The following is a 17,641-nucleotide window of genomic DNA, read 5'->3' as shown; positions in this document are numbered from 1 at the left end:
AGTAAATAATGGGTACTTGTCCGGTATTCTAATTACCAAATCCCCCTAAATATTTACTTAGTTTAAGTATCTGGAATAATTGTAATAGCGATGGTCCGAACTGGGGCTTCTTTTTCGTTTCCCTTACTCTGGGTATGGTAGTATTTAGTCATTAATTCGTTTAATTCGTTTTGAAATTGTATAAAATGTTCCTCATCTATCTTTAATTCCACTACAGAAAAAGTTGCCCCGTCCTCTTGGCTGTTTTGTTCCCCTAATTTCTTAAGATAAGTTTGATATTGTGTCATAAGTGATAACTGGTAATAAGAAATATAGTCTAACTTTTCCTTGCTAGATAATTCCCTCCATTCACTTCCGTCAATTTTTGCCTCTTCTTCATTTATAGCGTAATATTTTTCGGAAACCGATTTTACTTTTTTTTCTTTAATTACACAAACAATACCAGAATCAAACATAGTTTGAAGATGCCTATATAGAGTTGCTTGGGGCACATCTTTAAGAATTTTCACCATTTCTAATGGTGTTAACCCATTTTCTCTATTTCTCATTAATGCTTGGCAAATCTTTATTCTCACCGGATGCATTAATATTTCAACTTTAGTACTCATCCAATCACCTTATTATTTATTAAATTTAATTCTTATTATAAATAATGAGAATAATGATTGCAACGAATCTGCATTTGATTTATCATTATTAATAATGATAATGAGATTAGGAAGGAATGTTGAAAATGCAACTACATTATGGATTAAACGACCTTAAAGATCTTGATTTTATGGCTTTTCTGCCCGTTATATTGCCAGTTATTGCAGTGGGGACGCTTTTAGTTTTAATCGCACTAATTGATTTATACCGACATAGAAAGACAAGAGAAAATGTCCTTATATGGGCCCTAATTATTCTTTTTGTTAATACACTTGGACCTATTCTTTACTTTGTTATAGGGAGAAAGGATGGTGAGAACTCTTGAAATTAGAGATTATAAATGTAACAAAATCATTTAAAGAGAAAATTGCTGTCAATAATTTCTCGATGGAACTGAAATCAGGGGAATGTGTCGGGTTAATCGGGCCAAATGGAGCAGGCAAATCTACATTAATAAAAGTGATTTCAGATATCATCGATCCAAATACTGGTGAAGTTTTATTGAATGGGAAAAAAATATCTAAAATGAAAAGAGAAATTGGTTACCTACCACAGTACCCTAATTTTTTTCATTGGATGACAGCAAGAGAAACTCTTACGTTTATGGGTCAACTTTCGGGATTGAAAAAAGAAGTATTAACAAACTCGATACCGGAGATTCTGACAAAAGTTGGGCTAAAGGGCGAAGAAAACTCAAAGGTTGGTACATTTTCTGGAGGAATGAAACAACGACTTGGTATAGCACAAGCCTTACTACATAAACCTTCTCTTATTGTTATGGATGAACCGGTATCCGCATTAGATCCAATCGGTCGAAGAGAAGTGTTAAACCTGATTGAAGAAATAAAAAAAGATACAACCATTTTATTATCAACCCATATATTAAGCGATGCGGAAGAAATTTGTGAACGATTTGTCATTATGAAAGATGGAACAAAAATAGAAGATACAAAGATTACCGAACTTTTAAACCGCAATAGCGAAAATAAGTTAATTGTGGAAATCACAGCGAAGGACCGAAAGTGGGTAGACCATGTAAAAAAACTGCCTTACGTAAAGGACGTAGAAGTTATTGGGCTTAAAGTCAAAGTAAAGGTTGAAAGTATCGAAAAAAATAAAAATTTATTGCTGCAAAATGCACTCGAACATAAAGTGGACATCGTTAAATTTGAAATGAATAACGATACTTTAGAAGAAATCTTCTTAAAATTGGTGGTGCAGAAATGAATAACTTAATTGTACTGATAAAAAAAGAATATGTTCAAATGTTACGTGATTTTAAGGTAATTTGGCTACCGATTGTTTTTATATTTTTAGGGGCAACGCAGCCAGTAATAACTCATTACTTGCCATCAATTCTAGAAGCATTAGGAGGCGGTGGTCAGGGAATTACCATTGATCCGAGTATGACAGCACAAAAAGGAGGAGAAGTACTAGCAAGTACTTTAGGATCTCAGTTTGATCAGCTTGGTCTTATGATTCTTGCAATTTCTATGATGGGTATCATTCAAACAGATAAAGCCAACGGTATGCTGGCCTTTATTTTAACACGACCTGTTACTGTTACTTCATATATAGGTGGAAAAATAGTATCAAATTATTTGATGGCAGCTTTTAGTGTAACAATTGGATACTTTACCTCTTACCTATATGTAAATTATCTTTTTACTGCTGTTCCATTTTCACACATGATTACTGGGTTAATATTTTATCTAGTATGGGTTCTTTTTATCGTATCTTTCACAACAATGATAAGTGCTATTTTTTACAGTCAAGGTATTATTGCATTAATTTCAATTATTTTCCTTATAGGTTGTAGGATAATCGTCGGTCTGAACCCAATAATGGATCAATTAAATCCAGCCAGTATGAGTAAGCATGCAATGGAAACACTAATGACGGGATTAGTAGATTCAAATGCAGTAGGTAATTTACTATTGACATTCGTTTGGATTTTATTGACACTCTTTATAACAAATTATTGGATTTCTAATAAAAAGTTTAGTCATGAATAAGTAGAGAATAATCGTGATGAGGATCTGAGATTTTTTTATCTAGTTTGTGCTAGGGAATTCCCTTCCGTTTTTACTGCTCTACTATTAACAGTAGTAATAATGAGCTTACCCAAAAATAGGGTAAGCTTTTGTATTAGAAAAAATTGGGTTTAATCGGGTAAGCGAGGGGCATCACTGCCCCTGACTCCCCTAAGAACCGTACGTGAGCCTTTCAACTCATACGGCTCAAGCCTCCCATTGCAGGTCCATTTGCTGTCGTATCTTCATCACACACCATAACGGTAAGTAAAACGTACGCCGACGCTCCAAGTGGAGGTATACATAACAGTACGTTTCTTTCGTCAGAAGATAGCCACAACCTTATGTTCCTACGAGAGACCAACGAGAAGTCAGCTCCCTTTCGGGCCTATCATGGGTTTGTCCCTAAGGACGATAGTATCCATCCAGTTATACAGTTTCCTGCTTTCCTGTTCTCTTTCGAGATGACGGCATTTGCTTTCTCTCGTATCCTTTACCCTCTGTCACATCGTTTGACTTTGCAATCATCCTACTGTTTATACAGATGACAAAGGGCTTACCAAGTTTCGCATCTTATAGATACGACGAGGTTAGGTGGGTTCTTTACTCCGGGCAAGATACGGGACGCGTCACAGCAGCTTTATGAATCTGCTTTTCCTCTTGCCAATACCCAGGCAAATCTGTGCACTATCCTGAGCTAATCCTTACGAAGCTTACAAACCTTCACTAATGTTCACCATACTCATCTTCCCCTAGCAGTGTTCCGAGTCGTGCACTGACTCTCTGTTTCCGCATTTCCGCATGCAACCCACGAGCCCGTTACCAGGCACGCAGTTTTGGACGGGGACAGTTTTTGCGTCTAAACCAGTGGCGTAAGCCACACTATATAAAAGCGACTTCTTGTCGCACCATAAGTTTGATTATAGGAAGTCACTATTAAAAACCAGTATTTAATTTATATAAAGATAATTATAACCTTTCCACAAGAGGATATGTTAATACCTTCGTTAAAGTTCTTTGAATTTCTCTTGCATTATCATAGTTGTTTATAACTTTTCTCATTTTGTCTAATATGTCTTGTTGTTGTATGTACTGTCGGTCGTCTTCGTTAAATTTCATCAGTTCTTCTTCATAGGTTCTTTCTAGTATCGTTAATTTAGCAGGTTCAGATAACTCTTTATATTGAATGAAGTTATCAAATCGAGAATATAAAGCAGCACCCAGTCTATCTTTAATTTCACCAACAGATTCGTAGTTAGACGTACATAGTATGATAGTATTTTCTAAGTTTACCTTGTAATATTTGTCTTCAAATTTTCCTTCATCAAACATTTCATAAAAGGCGCTATAAAACAAAGGGTGTGCTTTATCAAACTCATCTAATAGCAATACATTTGTTTCTCTATCAATCAAATCTTTTGCAAGAGAAAAAACATTATCTCCAAAGATGTAAGAGTAAATGTTATCGTTATGGAACATAGACAATTGTTTTCTAAATAATTTTCTCCCACTAAGAATCTTATTTATTAACTTTGCAGTTTCAGTTTTCCCAACCCCAGGAGGACCATATAACATAATAACTTTCGGCTTATTACTTAATGAATTTATTAGGGGGTATATCGTTTGTAGAATTTCGGTTTTCACATGCTCCTGCCCAAGAACATTGGAATCAAATTCTTCTTTTATCTTTTTTAAGTTTTCAATAGTCACTGCTTTATAATTATAGTTTTCGATTTCTAATTCAATTTCTAGTTTATGACTCTCTAATTGTTCTAAAATTTTCTTAGGAGGGTTATGTAAAAATACCTCTTCAAACAATAAATATTGTTTATAAAGCAATATATAATTTACAAATCCTTCTATAAAATGTTCTTTAACAGCTGAATATTCATCAGAATATACAATAAGTGAATGAAAAGATTCCAAGTTCAATTCATCTTTTCTTAAGGCTAAGTCCATAGAAGTAACAACTTTTGTGAGTGAATTTGTATGTTCTATAGGTATAAGTTCTTCAAACTGTTCTAATGGGCCATTAAATATTTTAAACTTCATTTTTTTCACCCGGAATACCAGCTAGCAGTACATCATACACTGCTAAGTTATTTTTTGTATGTACTTCCGTCTCACCATTAAGGATTTCTTCTGCAGTCAACTCTCTAGGCTCAACATTTTTAGGGAATTCATTCTCAATAAGTAAGTCTTCTAAACTGCATTCACCAACTTTTATTCCATAGTATGTTAGATTCATTTTAGTTAGGTCTGTTAGCGTATAACTATTTCTAAAGGAATTAATATTGAAACGAAGGATTGATTTTTCTTCTCCCTTAACGGCTAATAGTTCGTAGTATCCTTTAGCGCTTTTAAGAATTTCATCAATCTCCATAAAATTAAAATCTGCTAGTTCTTGTGTATATTCTGTATCCTCTTTTAAAATCTTAATATAAGGAGAATACATTTTGATAAATGAAAAGGAATCTTTTATTGAATTCACTTTAAAACCTTCAAATATTTCAATGCTATTTTTGTTATCATGGCTGTTAGCAAACTTAACGAAGTCTGCTAATAGAGTATTTGTAATAGTAGATTTTAGCAAAGAATCCTTTGATTTTTCTATATTTGCATTACCAGTTAGAGAAATACTTGCCTTTATTAATGATAAAAAGCTATTTCCTATCCCTGCTTTTCCTTCAGCAGATCCACTCATTTTATAAGTGAATTTACCATTGTCTTCATCAACTATCTCAATATTTCCTCCATAATAAATTTGTAAGAAATCTGTTGCTGAACCTTCGTCGAAATAAATAACCTTATACAAATTACTTTCACTCCTCATAAAAAAAATGATCTTGCTTGAATATATCTAATACTTTATTACTTTTAAATTCATTAGTTAATTAATTGGTTTGTATATCTTATGTAATATTCTTTATACCAGCTGTATCCAGCATTTGATAAAACATTGTATTTTTCTTCATGAAGATCTTGATAATTTTACAACATACACATTCCTTAATTATACATTTAATTTGAATTTTTTTACTTATAATAATATCAAAAACTTGAAATATGTATTTATAGATAATGAAATAGAAAAAAGTATTAATGAAATACATATTTTGTAGATTGGATACTTGTCTTGTACAAAGAAAGATAAAATTTCCAACTTTAATTTTCTCTTATTTTGTAAAGAAACGTTCGTAAATGTGCACGAATCTAAAAAGACGTTCGTAATTTGTTTTCAAACTTAAATGAACGATAAAAATGATAGATTTCTTATAAAAAGGAAGAGTCCGTAAAAGTATACTTTTACGGACGATGTATTTGATCCTGTTTCAAAATGTTAAAGGAATAAAGTCAAGGGTTCCTTTTAATTCTTCTTGTCTTAATTTTCCTCTTCTTCTTTCAGGTTCTTATACAATTAAAGGCGCAGTTTGATTGAGTAAGAAATCAGATGTTTTTTTCTACTTGCTATTTCTTGTTTATTTGGTATGAGTGCATCTGTAGAAGAGTTTGATCCATTAATTAAAACAGTGAGAGAAAACAATCCTGAAGAAACTAAACGAATAGAAGATATGTTTGGCGGTACCCCTAAGTGAAAGTTAATGGATAATATTACGATATGTAGCAGATTTTTTAGAAATTATTGGTCAGTTATAATTCTTTACTAATCGTTCTAGAAATGTTATTGTTTAATCATGGTTTGAAATTCATGTCTTTATTTTAGAACGTTCATTCTATAATGGATTATGACGTTTGTTTTTGTTAGTATTGACTCATGAATTTTTTTAAGGAGAAATAAAATGGGTAGAAGCAAAGAATTCGACGAAAAAGCAGCATTGAGAAAAGCAATGGAGCTTTTCTGGGAACAGGGTTATGAAAAAACATCCATGCAAGATTTGGTTGATTATATGGGGATACACCGCAGGAGTATCTATGACACATTTGGTGACAAGCGTTCATTGTTTTTAGCTTCCCTTAATCACTATGAAGAGCTCATCGTCAAGGAGATGGAAAGCATAATTAGCAGCACTTCATCCACTAAACAGGCGATACGTGATGTTTTTATGTTCATACTGAATGCCATTGAACAATACCCAAAAGGTTGTCTATCAGTAAATGCAGCCGTTGAATTATCCTTGGTGGACAAAGAAATTGGATGCATAGTTACAAAAATGTTTAACCGTACTGAAGATATGCTTAATAACCTTATAAAACGGGGCCAAAATAGTGGAGAACTATCAAAAGAGATCGATTCTGATAACACATCTCGTTTCTTACACAACAATTTGGTAGGTATAAGAGTACTAATAAAAACTAATTATGATAAAAAAGAATTAGAAGGCATCATCGCTCTAGCACTTTCAGTGTTAGACTAGCTTTCTTTTTTTTACCTTTTTTAGAATGATCGTTCTAAAATTAATATGAAACAAACCATCATAATGCATACTTATAAAATCGTATTTTTAATTTCTAAGGAGGAACACAAAAATGACAAATTTTAAAATACCAACAGAATCAGAATTTATTGAAGCAGATGGAATTCGTTACGCATATAGAAAATTTGGTACACAAGATGGTATACCAGTAGTATTTCTTGTTCATTTTAGAGGAACGATGGAAAACTGGGATCCAAACATGATTGAACCTATTGCAAATACACGCCCAGTAATCTTATTTGACAATAAAGGGGTTGGTGAGACCGATGGGCAAACACCTACTACGATAGCTGAAATGGCACAGGATGCAGGAACATTTATTAAAGCACTAGGGTTAACTCAAGTCGATATTCTTGGTTTTTCCATTGGTGGCATGGTTGCACAAGAGCTAGCTTTACAAGAAGGAGATTTAGTACGAAAAATTATCATGGCAGGTACTTCTCCTGAATCTGGCATTAATCCAAATCCAGAGATTTTTGAAAGAATGAATCGTCACGGCGGAACGGAAGAAGATGGAATAAATGATTTTATGTTCTTTTTCTACGAGCAAACCGAAACAAGTAAATCTGCAGGAATGGCTTCACTACAAAGAATTTTTAATCAGAAAAAAGTAAACAGTTCAGAGCAAGTAAAAGAGGCACAATTACAAGCCATTGCAAAATGGGCTAAACAAAAATCTAATCATGATTATGAATGGTTACAAAATATCAAACACCCTGTACTTGTTACTAATGGGGTTAATGATGTGATGGTACCGACTAAAAACAGTTATATCTTAACAGAGAAATTACCCAAAGCACAGCTGATTATCTATCCTGATTCTGGTCACGGACATCTGTTTCAATTCCCAGAACTATTCGCAGAAAATGTAAATTCATTTCTTGATTCTAATTCTTATTAAAAGGGAGTATTCATATGAGCAGATTATTTGAAAAAGTTCGTATCGGAAACATTGATTTGAAAAATCGTATAGCCATGGCTCCGATGACTAGAAGTAGAGCTTTACCAGATGGTACGCCGAACAATTTAGTAGCAGAGTACTATGGTCAGCGCGCTTCAGTTGGATTAATTATAAGCGAAGGAACCCAACCTTCAGACGATGGGCAAGGTTACACTAATACGCCTGGTATTTATACAGAAAACCATATTAAAGGATGGAAAAAAGTAACTTCTAAAGTTCATAGTGAAGGCGGTCATATTTTTGTTCAGCTTATGCATGTGGGACGTGTATCACACCCTGATAACACACCTCACCATCGCCAAGCAGTTGCACCATCAGCTATTGCACCTGGTGTAGAAATTTTCACGGCAGAAGGAATGAAAGAAATTCCAACACCAAGAGAATTGAGTGAGCTTGAGATAAAAGATGTTATCAATGAGTTTCGTTTAGCAGCACGTTCAGCAATTGAAGCTGGTGCAGACGGAGTTGAAATTCACGGAGCGAATGGTTATCTGATCCAACAATTCCTTAGTGAAAACTCCAATCATCGTCAAGATGCATATGGTGGTACGATTGAGGGGCGTTCTCGCTTCGCTATTGAAGTAGCTAAGGCAGTTGTTGATGAAATAGGAGCAGAAAGAACAGGCATCCGTTTTTCTCCTCAAGGAACACTGCAAGGCATTGATGAGGGAGAAAATAGCCTTGAGATGTATCACTATTTAATAAGTGAATTAAATAAGCTTAGCCTTGCATATCTGCATTTAATGCACTTTGGAAACGAACAATTCCTAAAAGATGTGCGTCAACTTTGGGATCAATCACTTCTTGTTAACCGTCCAGGTCGTCCTCTAGATCAACTTTCGTCTGATTTAGATAATAATCTTGCAGATGTTATCACAGTAGGCACTTGGGTACTAGCTAATCCAGACTTTGTAGAACGGATTCAATCAGGTGCTCCCCTAAACGAACCTGATAAAAATACGCTCTATGCAGGAGGAAAAGAAGGTTATACAGATTACCCTTTCTTAAAATAATTTATTTGATATGAATATCCCATCTAGGGATATTCATAATCTTTTTTATTAGGTTTGTTATGAAAAGATACATGATTTAAATCTCCAGAATAAAAGCAGTTATTAGAAAAACTAATAAAGCTACTTACATAAGTTACATAATATGCTTTTTAAATCTCCAGAATAGACTTAAAAAGTCTTGTTTGATTATTGGAAGCGTAATACCAACATTCATCAACTCATCTCCTCCAAATAGCTCTCCTGTCTCAACATTTTGATAAGCATAATCTGGATTTAAACCTTTAAATTTTATAGTTCGAATAGGAGCTGCTGGTTGAGATAATACTTTGAAATAACTAGCTACTGCTTCGGATTGATCTTCAGAAACAAAATTCCATGCGGCTTCATTCCCATCAAAAGGGTTAAATATTCTATAAAATCTACCAAACTGAATAAGTGATCGAATTTCTTTATACAAGGTAATTTGTTGTTTAACTACAGTTTTTTCTTCATCAGTTAACTTGGTTAAATCTAGCTCATAACCAAGGTTTCCAGACATGGCGACATACCCTCTTGTTTCAAGTGGAGTAACCCTTCCAACTTGATGGTTTGGAACAGATGAAACGTGTGCTCCCATTGTGATAGGTGGATAAACAAGACTTGTACCATATTGAATTTTTAAACGGGAAATTGCATCTGTGTTATCACTTGTCCATGTTTGAGGCATATAATAGAGCATTCCTGCGTCAAAGCGACCTCCACCACTTGAACAACTCTCAAACAATATGTTTGGAAACCTTTTTGTGATTTCTTCCATTATTTTATATAACCCTAGTATATAACGATGAGCTGTTTCACGCTGTCGTTCAGGTGGTAATGCTGCTGACCCTACATCTGTCATATGACGATTCATATCCCATTTTACATAGGTTATGGAAGCACTAGATAAAATATCTGACAATGCTTTTATCACATAGTCACAGACTTCCTGCCTCGATAAATCTAAAACGAGTTGATTTCTTCCTAAGGTATGAGGGCGATCTGGTACATGTAAACACCAATCTGGATGATTTCTATATAAATTACTATCTATAGAAATCATTTCAGGTTCAAACCATAAACCAAATTCCATATCTAGATTACGCACACGATTTGCAAGATCTTCTAAGCCTTTTGGAAGTTTACGATGGTTGACTACCCAATCCCCTAATGAGCTTTTACTATCATTACGTTTTCCAAACCAGCCATCATCTAATACAAATAGTTCTATTCCTACTTTTTTTGCTTCATTAGCAATTTGTTCAATTTTGTCTGCATTAAAATCAAAATAGGTAGCTTCCCAATTATTAATTAAAATAGGACGGACGCTATCTCGAAAGGGCAGGCGACATAGCCTTTTACTATATAATTCGTGATAGATACTGGACATATCACCTAATCCTTTTGCTGTATACACCATTACCACTTCAGGCGTTTGAAAGGTTTCCCCTGGTTCTAATAACCACGAGAAATCCAAAGGGTTAATCCCCATAGATACTCTTGTATTGTGATATGGATCTACTTGAACTTGTGCAGTAAAATTCCCACTATAAACAAGGTTAAACGCATACACTTCACCCTGATCTTCATCAGTACCTTTTCTTACTAGCGCTAAAAATGGCGCTTGTTGAGGACTGCTGGCTCCGCGGCAACTATCAACCATTTGAATTCCTGGTACAATTTTTCGTCTTTGAATATTTTTTTCGTTGCTATGAGCACCAGACAATGTGATTAATTCATATTCATCATCACGAAAGTCAACACTAGTACTTAACGCTCGAAGAAATTTTAAGTTTTGTAATCCTTTATTATCAAATCGAACAGATCTAGTGATAACATCTCGCTCTTCATACAAGCTATATGTTAACGTAGCAGTCAGTCCCAGCAATTCATCTTCCATAGTAATCTCTAGTGTTTCTGCTTCATTTTCATCGTCTACATATGTAGACGGTAGCCCTTTCAAATTTGGTTTTCCTTTATAAATTTTGTATTCTTTATAACGAAGGTCTGTCACAGTAGACCCATTTTCTAGTTGTATTTGATACGCTGGAGTTCTAAAATCACCATTTCCATATGCAGGATATTCTTGAGGTAGCGTATCTAGCGAAAATGTTCGATCTAGCGCATCTGGGTTAGGTGAAAACTCTCGATTCATAAAGATAATTTTGTTACTCCCACGGTACGAACGAACATTCTTCCCCCAGTATAAGTGGGCTAAATAGCCATCTCGTATAACTTGCATAACATAGCTCGTGTTTTCTCCTTGCAAATGAAATAAAAGTTGTTCATCATCGATGTAAATTGTCATAATAACCTCCCACGTATAAGTAAGTATCGCTTATTTTAATTTATAATATATCGGATATTATTTAGTGAAATATGTTGCATTGCTTAATGTTTCTGTATTCATTTTATTAGTTTTATTTACATATTTATATGGAATTATGTAGACTCATTATGGAACAATGTGATAACTTGCAATCATTTTCAATTCGAGGTGACAAAATGACTTTGACCTTTTCTAATCATTCACATAACAATTTAGATCTTAATTTATACACATGCGGCAGGGAAGCTTGTATCAGTAAGCATTCATATGGTCCAGCAATACGAAATGGATACATATTTCACTATATTTTAAAAGGAAAGGGTACTTTTAAAGTACACGATAAAACCTATCATCTAGGAAAAAATGAAGGATTTTTAATTGAACCAAACACTTTAATTTATTATGAAGCAGATGTGGAGGACCCTTGGGAATATACATGGATTGGTTTCAATGGGGTAAAAGCAAAAGAATATTTGAACAGATCAAATTTATGTATGGAATATCCCGTTCTTGCGTTCACTCAAGACCATAAACTAATCAACTGCATGGAGAGTATCATAACGGCCTCAAGGTTAATGTCTAATAAAGATTTACTATTAACATCAAAGCTGTATGAATTTCTATATATATTAAGTGAGCTTTATCCAAATCGTGAAATGGCCATGGAAGTAAAACAGCAAAAGTATATTGAAGATGCGTTACTCTTCATTGAACAGAATTACACGCATTATATTACGGTCAATGATATTGCTAAATATATTTCCATTGACCGTTCATATCTTTATCGATTATTTAAGCAATATCTTAATAAGTCGCCGCAAGAGTTTTTATTAAATTTAAGAATAGAAAAAGCATGTTTTCTCCTGACAAATTCTGAGCTTAAAATTGGGGATATTGCTCGATCAGTAGGGTATAATGATGTACTGCTATTTTCAAAGACATTTAAAAAAATGAAAAAGCTCACTCCTTCGGACTATAGAAAGAAAGAATGATAATTGGATATAAAGTAAGACTACTACTCTATACCTTTACAAGTAGATAGTTTTTAATTATTAAACTTAGCTTTATCCATATGAATAAAAACGCTGAGGTTACTTCTTTAAGATAGTTATGTAGAAACCAGATAAGGCTGTCGGAAAGAACTCGACAGCCTTATCTGGTTTCTATTATGCGTAACAGATTTTCTTAATTGATAATGACATGATAATTATCCAACATTTTTTTGTCTTTTCTAAAACTATCTGCAGACATGCCAATCATCTTTTTAAATACTTTGCTAAAGTAATTTGCATTATCATATCCTGTTTCTATGGCAATTTCATGGAGTGTTTTATTTGTTTTTAGCAAGAGCTCCATTGCTTTTTCCATACGTATAGTTGTTAGAAATTGAATTGGTGTTGTGTTTGTATACTTTTGAAACTTGTTTGTAAAGTAGTATTTTGACAGACCTGTATGTTCTGCAATCTCCTCTAGTGAAAGAGGTTCATGATAATGCTCCGTCAAAAAATGAATTGCCGTGAGAATGTCGTTTGGAATCTCAGATTTAACCTGATCAAGTCCTTTCGTAAAACGGTAAAGACTCATTATAAACTCATATGCTTTGGCTGATGAAATAAAAGAGTCTCCAATTCCCTCTTTAACAGCAAATTGATAAATTTCTTTTAGTGAAAAAATTAACGGTGAGGTATCGTCTAATGTTAGTTGTATTCCGAATTGGTCAATGACATAATCCCAGCATTCCTCAGCTTTTGGTCCTTCTAATGTAATAAAGATAAATTCCCATTCAGGACTTCCCTTTGGTAGATAATAGCAATGATCACTTGGTATTTTTACGATAAACGCTTGACCAGGTTCAATAGTTAATATTTGTTCACCTATTCGTATTTCACCATATCCACTCAAAGTATATTGAAAGATATAATGGTTAAGGTTATTTTTTCGCATTCGCCCATCCCAATAATAATCAGTTGATACACGCTTTTCAAACCCTATGGAAGAAATACGAACATCTTTGGTTAATGGTTCTTTTGAATGACGGTAAAGAAAACTTTGATGTTTATCATGAGTTAAAGACAACAATATATTACCCTCTTTTCTATATTTTATTTACCATTGCCTGAAAATTAAAGTCTCCGTATTATAAATTATAAGAAATACATTAATAAAAATTTACCCAAAATACAACACTAACTTTTAATGGAGGATGGGATATGAAAAGGATTGCGTTCATCAGTATAAGAAGCAACATTTCCATAGAAAAGATTTTTAACTTTTAATTTTGTTACTACAATTTATTTTTGTAGATAAAAAGATTATTAAATTTCACCTTTTTGTTGCACCTGTGATATAAAGTCTTTTTAGTTTATTTCTAAAGAGAAATGAAAGCGTTATAAAAATAAGAAATGTTTGATGGAGAGTGAGATGTTTTTTGAAGAATCCTTATAAAATGACATATCATATAGAGCCAGATAGAGGCTTGATAAATGACCCAAATGGCTTAATTTGGTTCAAAGATAGATATTATTTTTTCCACCAATGGAATCGTTTTGATACCAATCATCAATACAAAGAGTGGGGGCTGTTTACTTCAACTAATATGATTGATTGGTCTAATCAAGGTTCTGCAATTCTTCCAGACAGAGATTTTGATCAAAATGGTGTTTATTCAGGGAGCAGTATAGAACATAAAGGAGAAATATATTTATTTTATACTGGAAACGTAAAAATTGACGGGGAGAGGAAAAGTTACCAGTGTATTAGTATCTCTAAAGATGGTCGGACTTTTATAAAAAAAGAAAATGTAATTGAAACACCTGCAGAGTTTACAGAACACTATCGAGATCCAAAAGTTTGGAGAGGCAAAACGAACTGGTGGATGGTTGTAGGTGCGCAAACAAATGAACGAAAAGGTGCGGTTGCACTCTACTCTTCTTTTAATCTATTGGATTGGAAATATGAAAATATTTTGTATGACCAACAGTTAGAAAACATGTGTGAATGCCCAGATTTGTTTTCTATAAATGATGAAACAGATATATTGGTTTGTTGTCCTCAAGTAAGACTGGAAGAAGGTGATAACGTAATAGGTGTTTCCAGTTATGCAGCGTTTATATCTGGAAAATTTGACGAAAAAATAAAGAAATTTCTACCAAAAGGTTCTTTAGAATTACTTGACCATGGATTTGATTTCTATGCACCTCAATCTTTTGCCGATCATAAAGGAAGACGAATTATGGTGGGATGGATGTCACGAATGAACGAGGAAGAGGAGCATTTATGCCCTACTAAGCAATATGGTTATTTGCATTGTTTGACGTTGCCACGCGTTATAACATGGGAGGATGGGAAAATTAAACAAAAACCTATTGAAGAAGTGAAGCAGCTTAGGAGATGTAGACAAAGTTTTACATCCTCACAAGGTTGTTTTGAATTAGAAAGTGGACGGTTTGAACTAGAATTGACTCGAGATAATTGCACTAGTGACTTTCACTTGTTTTTGAGAAATGAAGCAGTAGAGGTTCATTATTGTGGTAAGAAAAACGTATTGTCTGTTACGCGTGAGAATTGGGCGACCAATAAAAAGGAGACGAAATCTAAGAAGGTTCAAGGTATATCACAAATGAGTATTTTTAGTGATAACTCCTCCATAGAGATATTTGTGAATGATGGGGAATGCGTTTTTTCATTAAGATACTTTACTGAGGAAGAAAATTTGAGTGTGAAATATGATGGGTTACACCCAAAAGGTGAATTACTTTATTTTTCATTATAAGGGGAGAATAGTATGAAAGATCAAGAGGTGGCCAAAAAGATTATAGAATTAGTTGGTGGAAGTGAAAATATCCATTCTGTTACACATTGTGCTACAAGACTGCGAATTATTACTGTTGATAAAGACAAATTAAATGTTAAAGAAATTGAAAACTTAGACAAAGTAAAGGGAAGTTTCTTTAATTCTGGGCAGTATCAGATTATTTTAGGAACAGGGTTAGTTAATAAGATCTATACAGAAATTATGAAGTTATTGGATGGAAATGTTCAAAATCAGCCTTCTGTTAAGAAAGAAGGTAATCGCTTTCAACGCGGTGTTCGGGTTTTCGGAGACATCTTTGTTCCTATTATACCTGTCTTAGTAGCGACTGGTTTATTTATGGGATTTAGAAGTTTAATAACCCAGGAAGCTGTCCTAGAATTAGTAGGCTTAACAACCAAAAGCGTTCCGAAGGAATTGTTGCTATTTACACAAGTTTTAACAGATACAGCTTTCGCCTTTTTACCTGCTCTAATTTGTTGGTCAACGTTTAAAGTTTTTGGTGGTAACCCTGTATTAGGAATTGTCCTAGGATTAATGCTTGTTAATCCAGCATTACCAAATGCATACGCAGTAGGACAGAAATTAGAAGATCCATTAGTGTTTTTCGGCTTTATTAAAGTTGTAGGATATCAAGGTTCTGTACTGCCTGCGTTTATTACAGGAATTGTCGCATCTAAACTCGAACAGTTTTTACGAACAAAAATACCGAATTCACTTGATCTTATACTCACACCATTTTTAACACTACTTTCTGGTATTACATTAGCACTTTTTATTATTGGTCCTATCTTCCACGGAGTAGAATTACTTGTTTTGCATGGGGTTGAATTTTTACTTGAGTTACCATATGGAATTGGAGGTTTAATTTATGGAAGCTTTAGTCAGTTACTTGGTATTTTTGGAATTCACCACATTATAAGTTTTTTAGAGATCAATATGCTTACACAGACTGGTTGGAACAAGTTAAATGCAATTGCACCTGGAAATGTCGCTCAAGCTGGTGCAGTGTTGGCAGTGGCACTTAAAACCCTTTCGCCAAAAACAAAACAAATTGCCTATCCATCTAGCTTGTCTGCAGCTTTAGGTATAACCGAACCAGCAGTTTTTGGTGTAACACTTCCTTTAGTGAAACCTTTTATTATGTCAATGATAGGTGGAGGAGTTGGAGGGTTCCTAGCCTCTATCTTGCATTTAAAAGCCACAGGAATGGCGCTAACAGGTATTCCTGGAATGTTACTATATTTAAATAATCAATTGCCCCTTTATATACTTGTAAACGTTGTTGCTTTCTCTGTGTCATTTGTTTTGACCTATACAATAGGTTACCAACACTCAATGGAGAAGAAAACAAAGTAAAATGGCTATCTGTCAAATGTTCATCTACTAACTAAGATGAAGATAGTGAATATAACTATAGTATGGAAAACATAAAAACAACCTTATCGGACGTAAGATGGTATGACCAAACAATTTAAAAGGTCTGTATCGATAAATATATGGAGACAAGAATATTATATTTATCCGATATGTGGACCATCCAATGATCCTAATGTTTTAAGGGAGGAATATAATCATGTTAAAAGGGCTTTTCAAAAAGAAAAATATTACTCAAATAGAGGAAATATTTGCACCACTATATGGAGATATCATCCCTTTATCAAAAGTTCCTGATCCTGTATTTTCAAAAAAGATGATGGGAGACGGAATTGCTATTATTCCAAAGAGTGGGAAAGTTGTGTCGCCGGTTAACGGTCAAGTTATCCAAGTATTCCCTACAAAACATGCTATTGGAATTCGCTCTGAAAAAGGGCTTGAATTACTTATCCATATCGGCTTAGAAACTGTCGAATTAAATGGAGAAGGCTTCGAAGTACTTGTGAATACCGATGAACCTATTAAGGCAGGGGACCCTTTAGTAAAAGTAAATTTAGAATATTTAAAAAGTAAAAAGAAGGATATTGTTACTCCTATTATTATTACAAATATGGAGAAGGTTTTGGAAATTGAAGCAAGTCAAGAGAGAGTAACTAACTTTGGGGATGTAATATTTAATTGCAGTATGAAATAATACTTTAAAAACGGAGAAGAGAACATAGAAGTAACTCTAATGTTTTCTTTTCTATTTTTTAGTTTAGCTAAATACGATTGTTGCTAGCGTCTTATTCTTATAAGAATCCTTTCAACTCTATCACTTAATTGGTAGAGATATAGTTATCATTGGCGTGGTTAGGACAAATTTTGTTGGTGCAAAGAGTAAAAAAAGATAAAACTTATATTTATAAAAAGTAAGTTTTATCTTTTACATTTAGTGGCGAAAAATAGGTTATTTTTGATCTTAAACTTAAAGGAGAAAACACACGAATGAGTTCTGTGCTGTTAGGAAAATAAT

At 33.7% G+C, this 17,641-nt stretch carries 14 protein-coding genes and 1 pseudogene; 10 read left to right on the top strand and 5 right to left on the bottom strand.

Annotation, left to right across the window (positions count from 1 at the left end; genetic code table 11):
• Window positions 1–62 precede the first annotated feature (62 nt).
• Window positions 63–608 carry a transcriptional regulator gene (locus ACFX40_RS25370; RefSeq protein WP_230185299.1) on the bottom strand — a complete coding sequence of 182 codons (546 nt, stop codon included), beginning with the start codon at window positions 606–608 and terminating at the stop codon, window positions 63–65.
• 125 nt (window positions 609–733) lie between these two features.
• Here ACFX40_RS25370 and ACFX40_RS25365 point away from each other — a divergent pair, with 125 nt between their 5' ends.
• From ACFX40_RS25365 to ACFX40_RS25355, 3 genes are read left to right on the top strand one after another with little or no spacing between them, the layout of a single operon-like run.
• Window positions 734–973, top strand: coding sequence for a PLD nuclease N-terminal domain-containing protein (locus ACFX40_RS25365; protein WP_192101212.1), 240 nt, complete (start codon window positions 734–736; stop codon window positions 971–973).
• Window positions 970–1,875 carry an ABC transporter ATP-binding protein gene (locus tag ACFX40_RS25360; RefSeq protein WP_230185300.1) on the top strand — a complete coding sequence of 302 codons (906 nt, stop codon included), beginning with the start codon at window positions 970–972 and terminating at the stop codon, window positions 1,873–1,875. The genes ACFX40_RS25365 and ACFX40_RS25360 overlap by 4 nt, the downstream gene beginning before the upstream one ends.
• Window positions 1,872–2,663: an ABC transporter permease gene (locus ACFX40_RS25355; RefSeq protein WP_377257002.1), complete on the top strand. Its 792-nt coding sequence runs from the start codon at window positions 1,872–1,874 to the stop codon at window positions 2,661–2,663. The genes ACFX40_RS25360 and ACFX40_RS25355 overlap by 4 nt, the downstream gene beginning before the upstream one ends.
• A 987-nt stretch (window positions 2,664–3,650) precedes the next feature.
• Here the strand turns inward: ACFX40_RS25355 and ACFX40_RS25350 are convergent.
• Entirely contained in the window at window positions 3,651–4,733 is a 1,083-nt protein-coding gene (locus tag ACFX40_RS25350; RefSeq protein ID WP_377256999.1) for an AAA family ATPase, read from the bottom strand.
• Window positions 4,723–5,496 (bottom strand): DUF6414 family protein, encoded by a 774-nt coding sequence (locus ACFX40_RS25345; RefSeq protein WP_377256996.1) that lies wholly within the window; start codon window positions 5,494–5,496, stop codon window positions 4,723–4,725. The genes ACFX40_RS25350 and ACFX40_RS25345 overlap by 11 nt, the downstream gene beginning before the upstream one ends.
• A 985-nt stretch (window positions 5,497–6,481) precedes the next feature.
• Here ACFX40_RS25345 and ACFX40_RS25340 point away from each other — a divergent pair.
• The 3 genes from ACFX40_RS25340 (at window position 6,482) to ACFX40_RS25330 (ending at window position 9,091) form a co-directional block, all read left to right on the top strand.
• Window positions 6,482–7,057, top strand: coding sequence for a TetR/AcrR family transcriptional regulator (locus ACFX40_RS25340; RefSeq protein WP_377256993.1), 576 nt, complete (start codon window positions 6,482–6,484; stop codon window positions 7,055–7,057).
• Window positions 7,058–7,169: 112 nt separating this feature from the next.
• The gene (locus ACFX40_RS25335) at window positions 7,170–8,018 is read left to right on the top strand and encodes an alpha/beta fold hydrolase (RefSeq protein WP_377256990.1); all 849 of its coding nucleotides are present in this window, start codon (window positions 7,170–7,172) and stop codon (window positions 8,016–8,018) included.
• A gap of 14 nt (window positions 8,019–8,032) precedes the next feature.
• Entirely contained in the window at window positions 8,033–9,091 is a 1,059-nt protein-coding gene (locus ACFX40_RS25330; protein WP_377256987.1) for an alkene reductase, read from the top strand.
• Between the two features lie 133 nt (window positions 9,092–9,224).
• On the opposite strand, the gene ACFX40_RS25325 is transcribed toward ACFX40_RS25330, so the two are convergent.
• Entirely contained in the window at window positions 9,225–11,417 is a 2,193-nt protein-coding gene (locus ACFX40_RS25325; protein WP_377256984.1) for an alpha-galactosidase, read from the bottom strand.
• A gap of 197 nt (window positions 11,418–11,614) precedes the next feature.
• On the opposite strand from ACFX40_RS25325, the gene ACFX40_RS25320 reads away from it, so the two are divergent.
• A complete protein-coding gene (locus ACFX40_RS25320) occupies window positions 11,615–12,430 on the top strand; it encodes an AraC family transcriptional regulator (protein WP_377256981.1) in 816 nt (271 codons plus the stop codon).
• 193 nt (window positions 12,431–12,623) lie between these two features.
• Here the strand turns inward: ACFX40_RS25320 and ACFX40_RS25315 are convergent, their stop codons facing one another.
• Window positions 12,624–13,514 (bottom strand): helix-turn-helix transcriptional regulator, encoded by an 891-nt coding sequence (locus ACFX40_RS25315; protein ID WP_377256979.1) that lies wholly within the window; start codon window positions 13,512–13,514, stop codon window positions 12,624–12,626.
• A 352-nt stretch (window positions 13,515–13,866) separates the two neighbouring features.
• On the opposite strand from ACFX40_RS25315, the gene ACFX40_RS25310 reads away from it, so the two are divergent.
• The 3 genes and pseudogenes from ACFX40_RS25310 to ACFX40_RS25300 form a co-directional block, all read left to right on the top strand.
• Entirely contained in the window at window positions 13,867–15,210 is a 1,344-nt protein-coding gene (locus ACFX40_RS25310; RefSeq protein ID WP_377256977.1) for a glycoside hydrolase family 32 protein, read from the top strand.
• A 12-nt stretch (window positions 15,211–15,222) separates the two neighbouring features.
• Entirely contained in the window at window positions 15,223–16,608 is a 1,386-nt protein-coding gene (locus ACFX40_RS25305; RefSeq protein WP_377256974.1) for a PTS transporter subunit EIIC, read from the top strand.
• A 262-nt stretch (window positions 16,609–16,870) separates the two neighbouring features.
• Window positions 16,871–17,320: pseudogene (locus ACFX40_RS25300) on the top strand (PTS sugar transporter subunit IIA); the annotation flags it as partial.
• Window positions 17,321–17,641: the final 321 nt, after the last annotated feature.

Source organism: Priestia sp. YIM B13552 (assembly GCF_042787775.1).
GTDB classification, from domain to species: Bacteria; Bacillota; Bacilli; order Bacillales; family Bacillaceae_H; genus Priestia; species Priestia megaterium_E.
The sequence above is the reverse complement of the archived record's forward strand: the minus strand, read 5'-3'. Positions and strand labels throughout refer to the sequence as shown.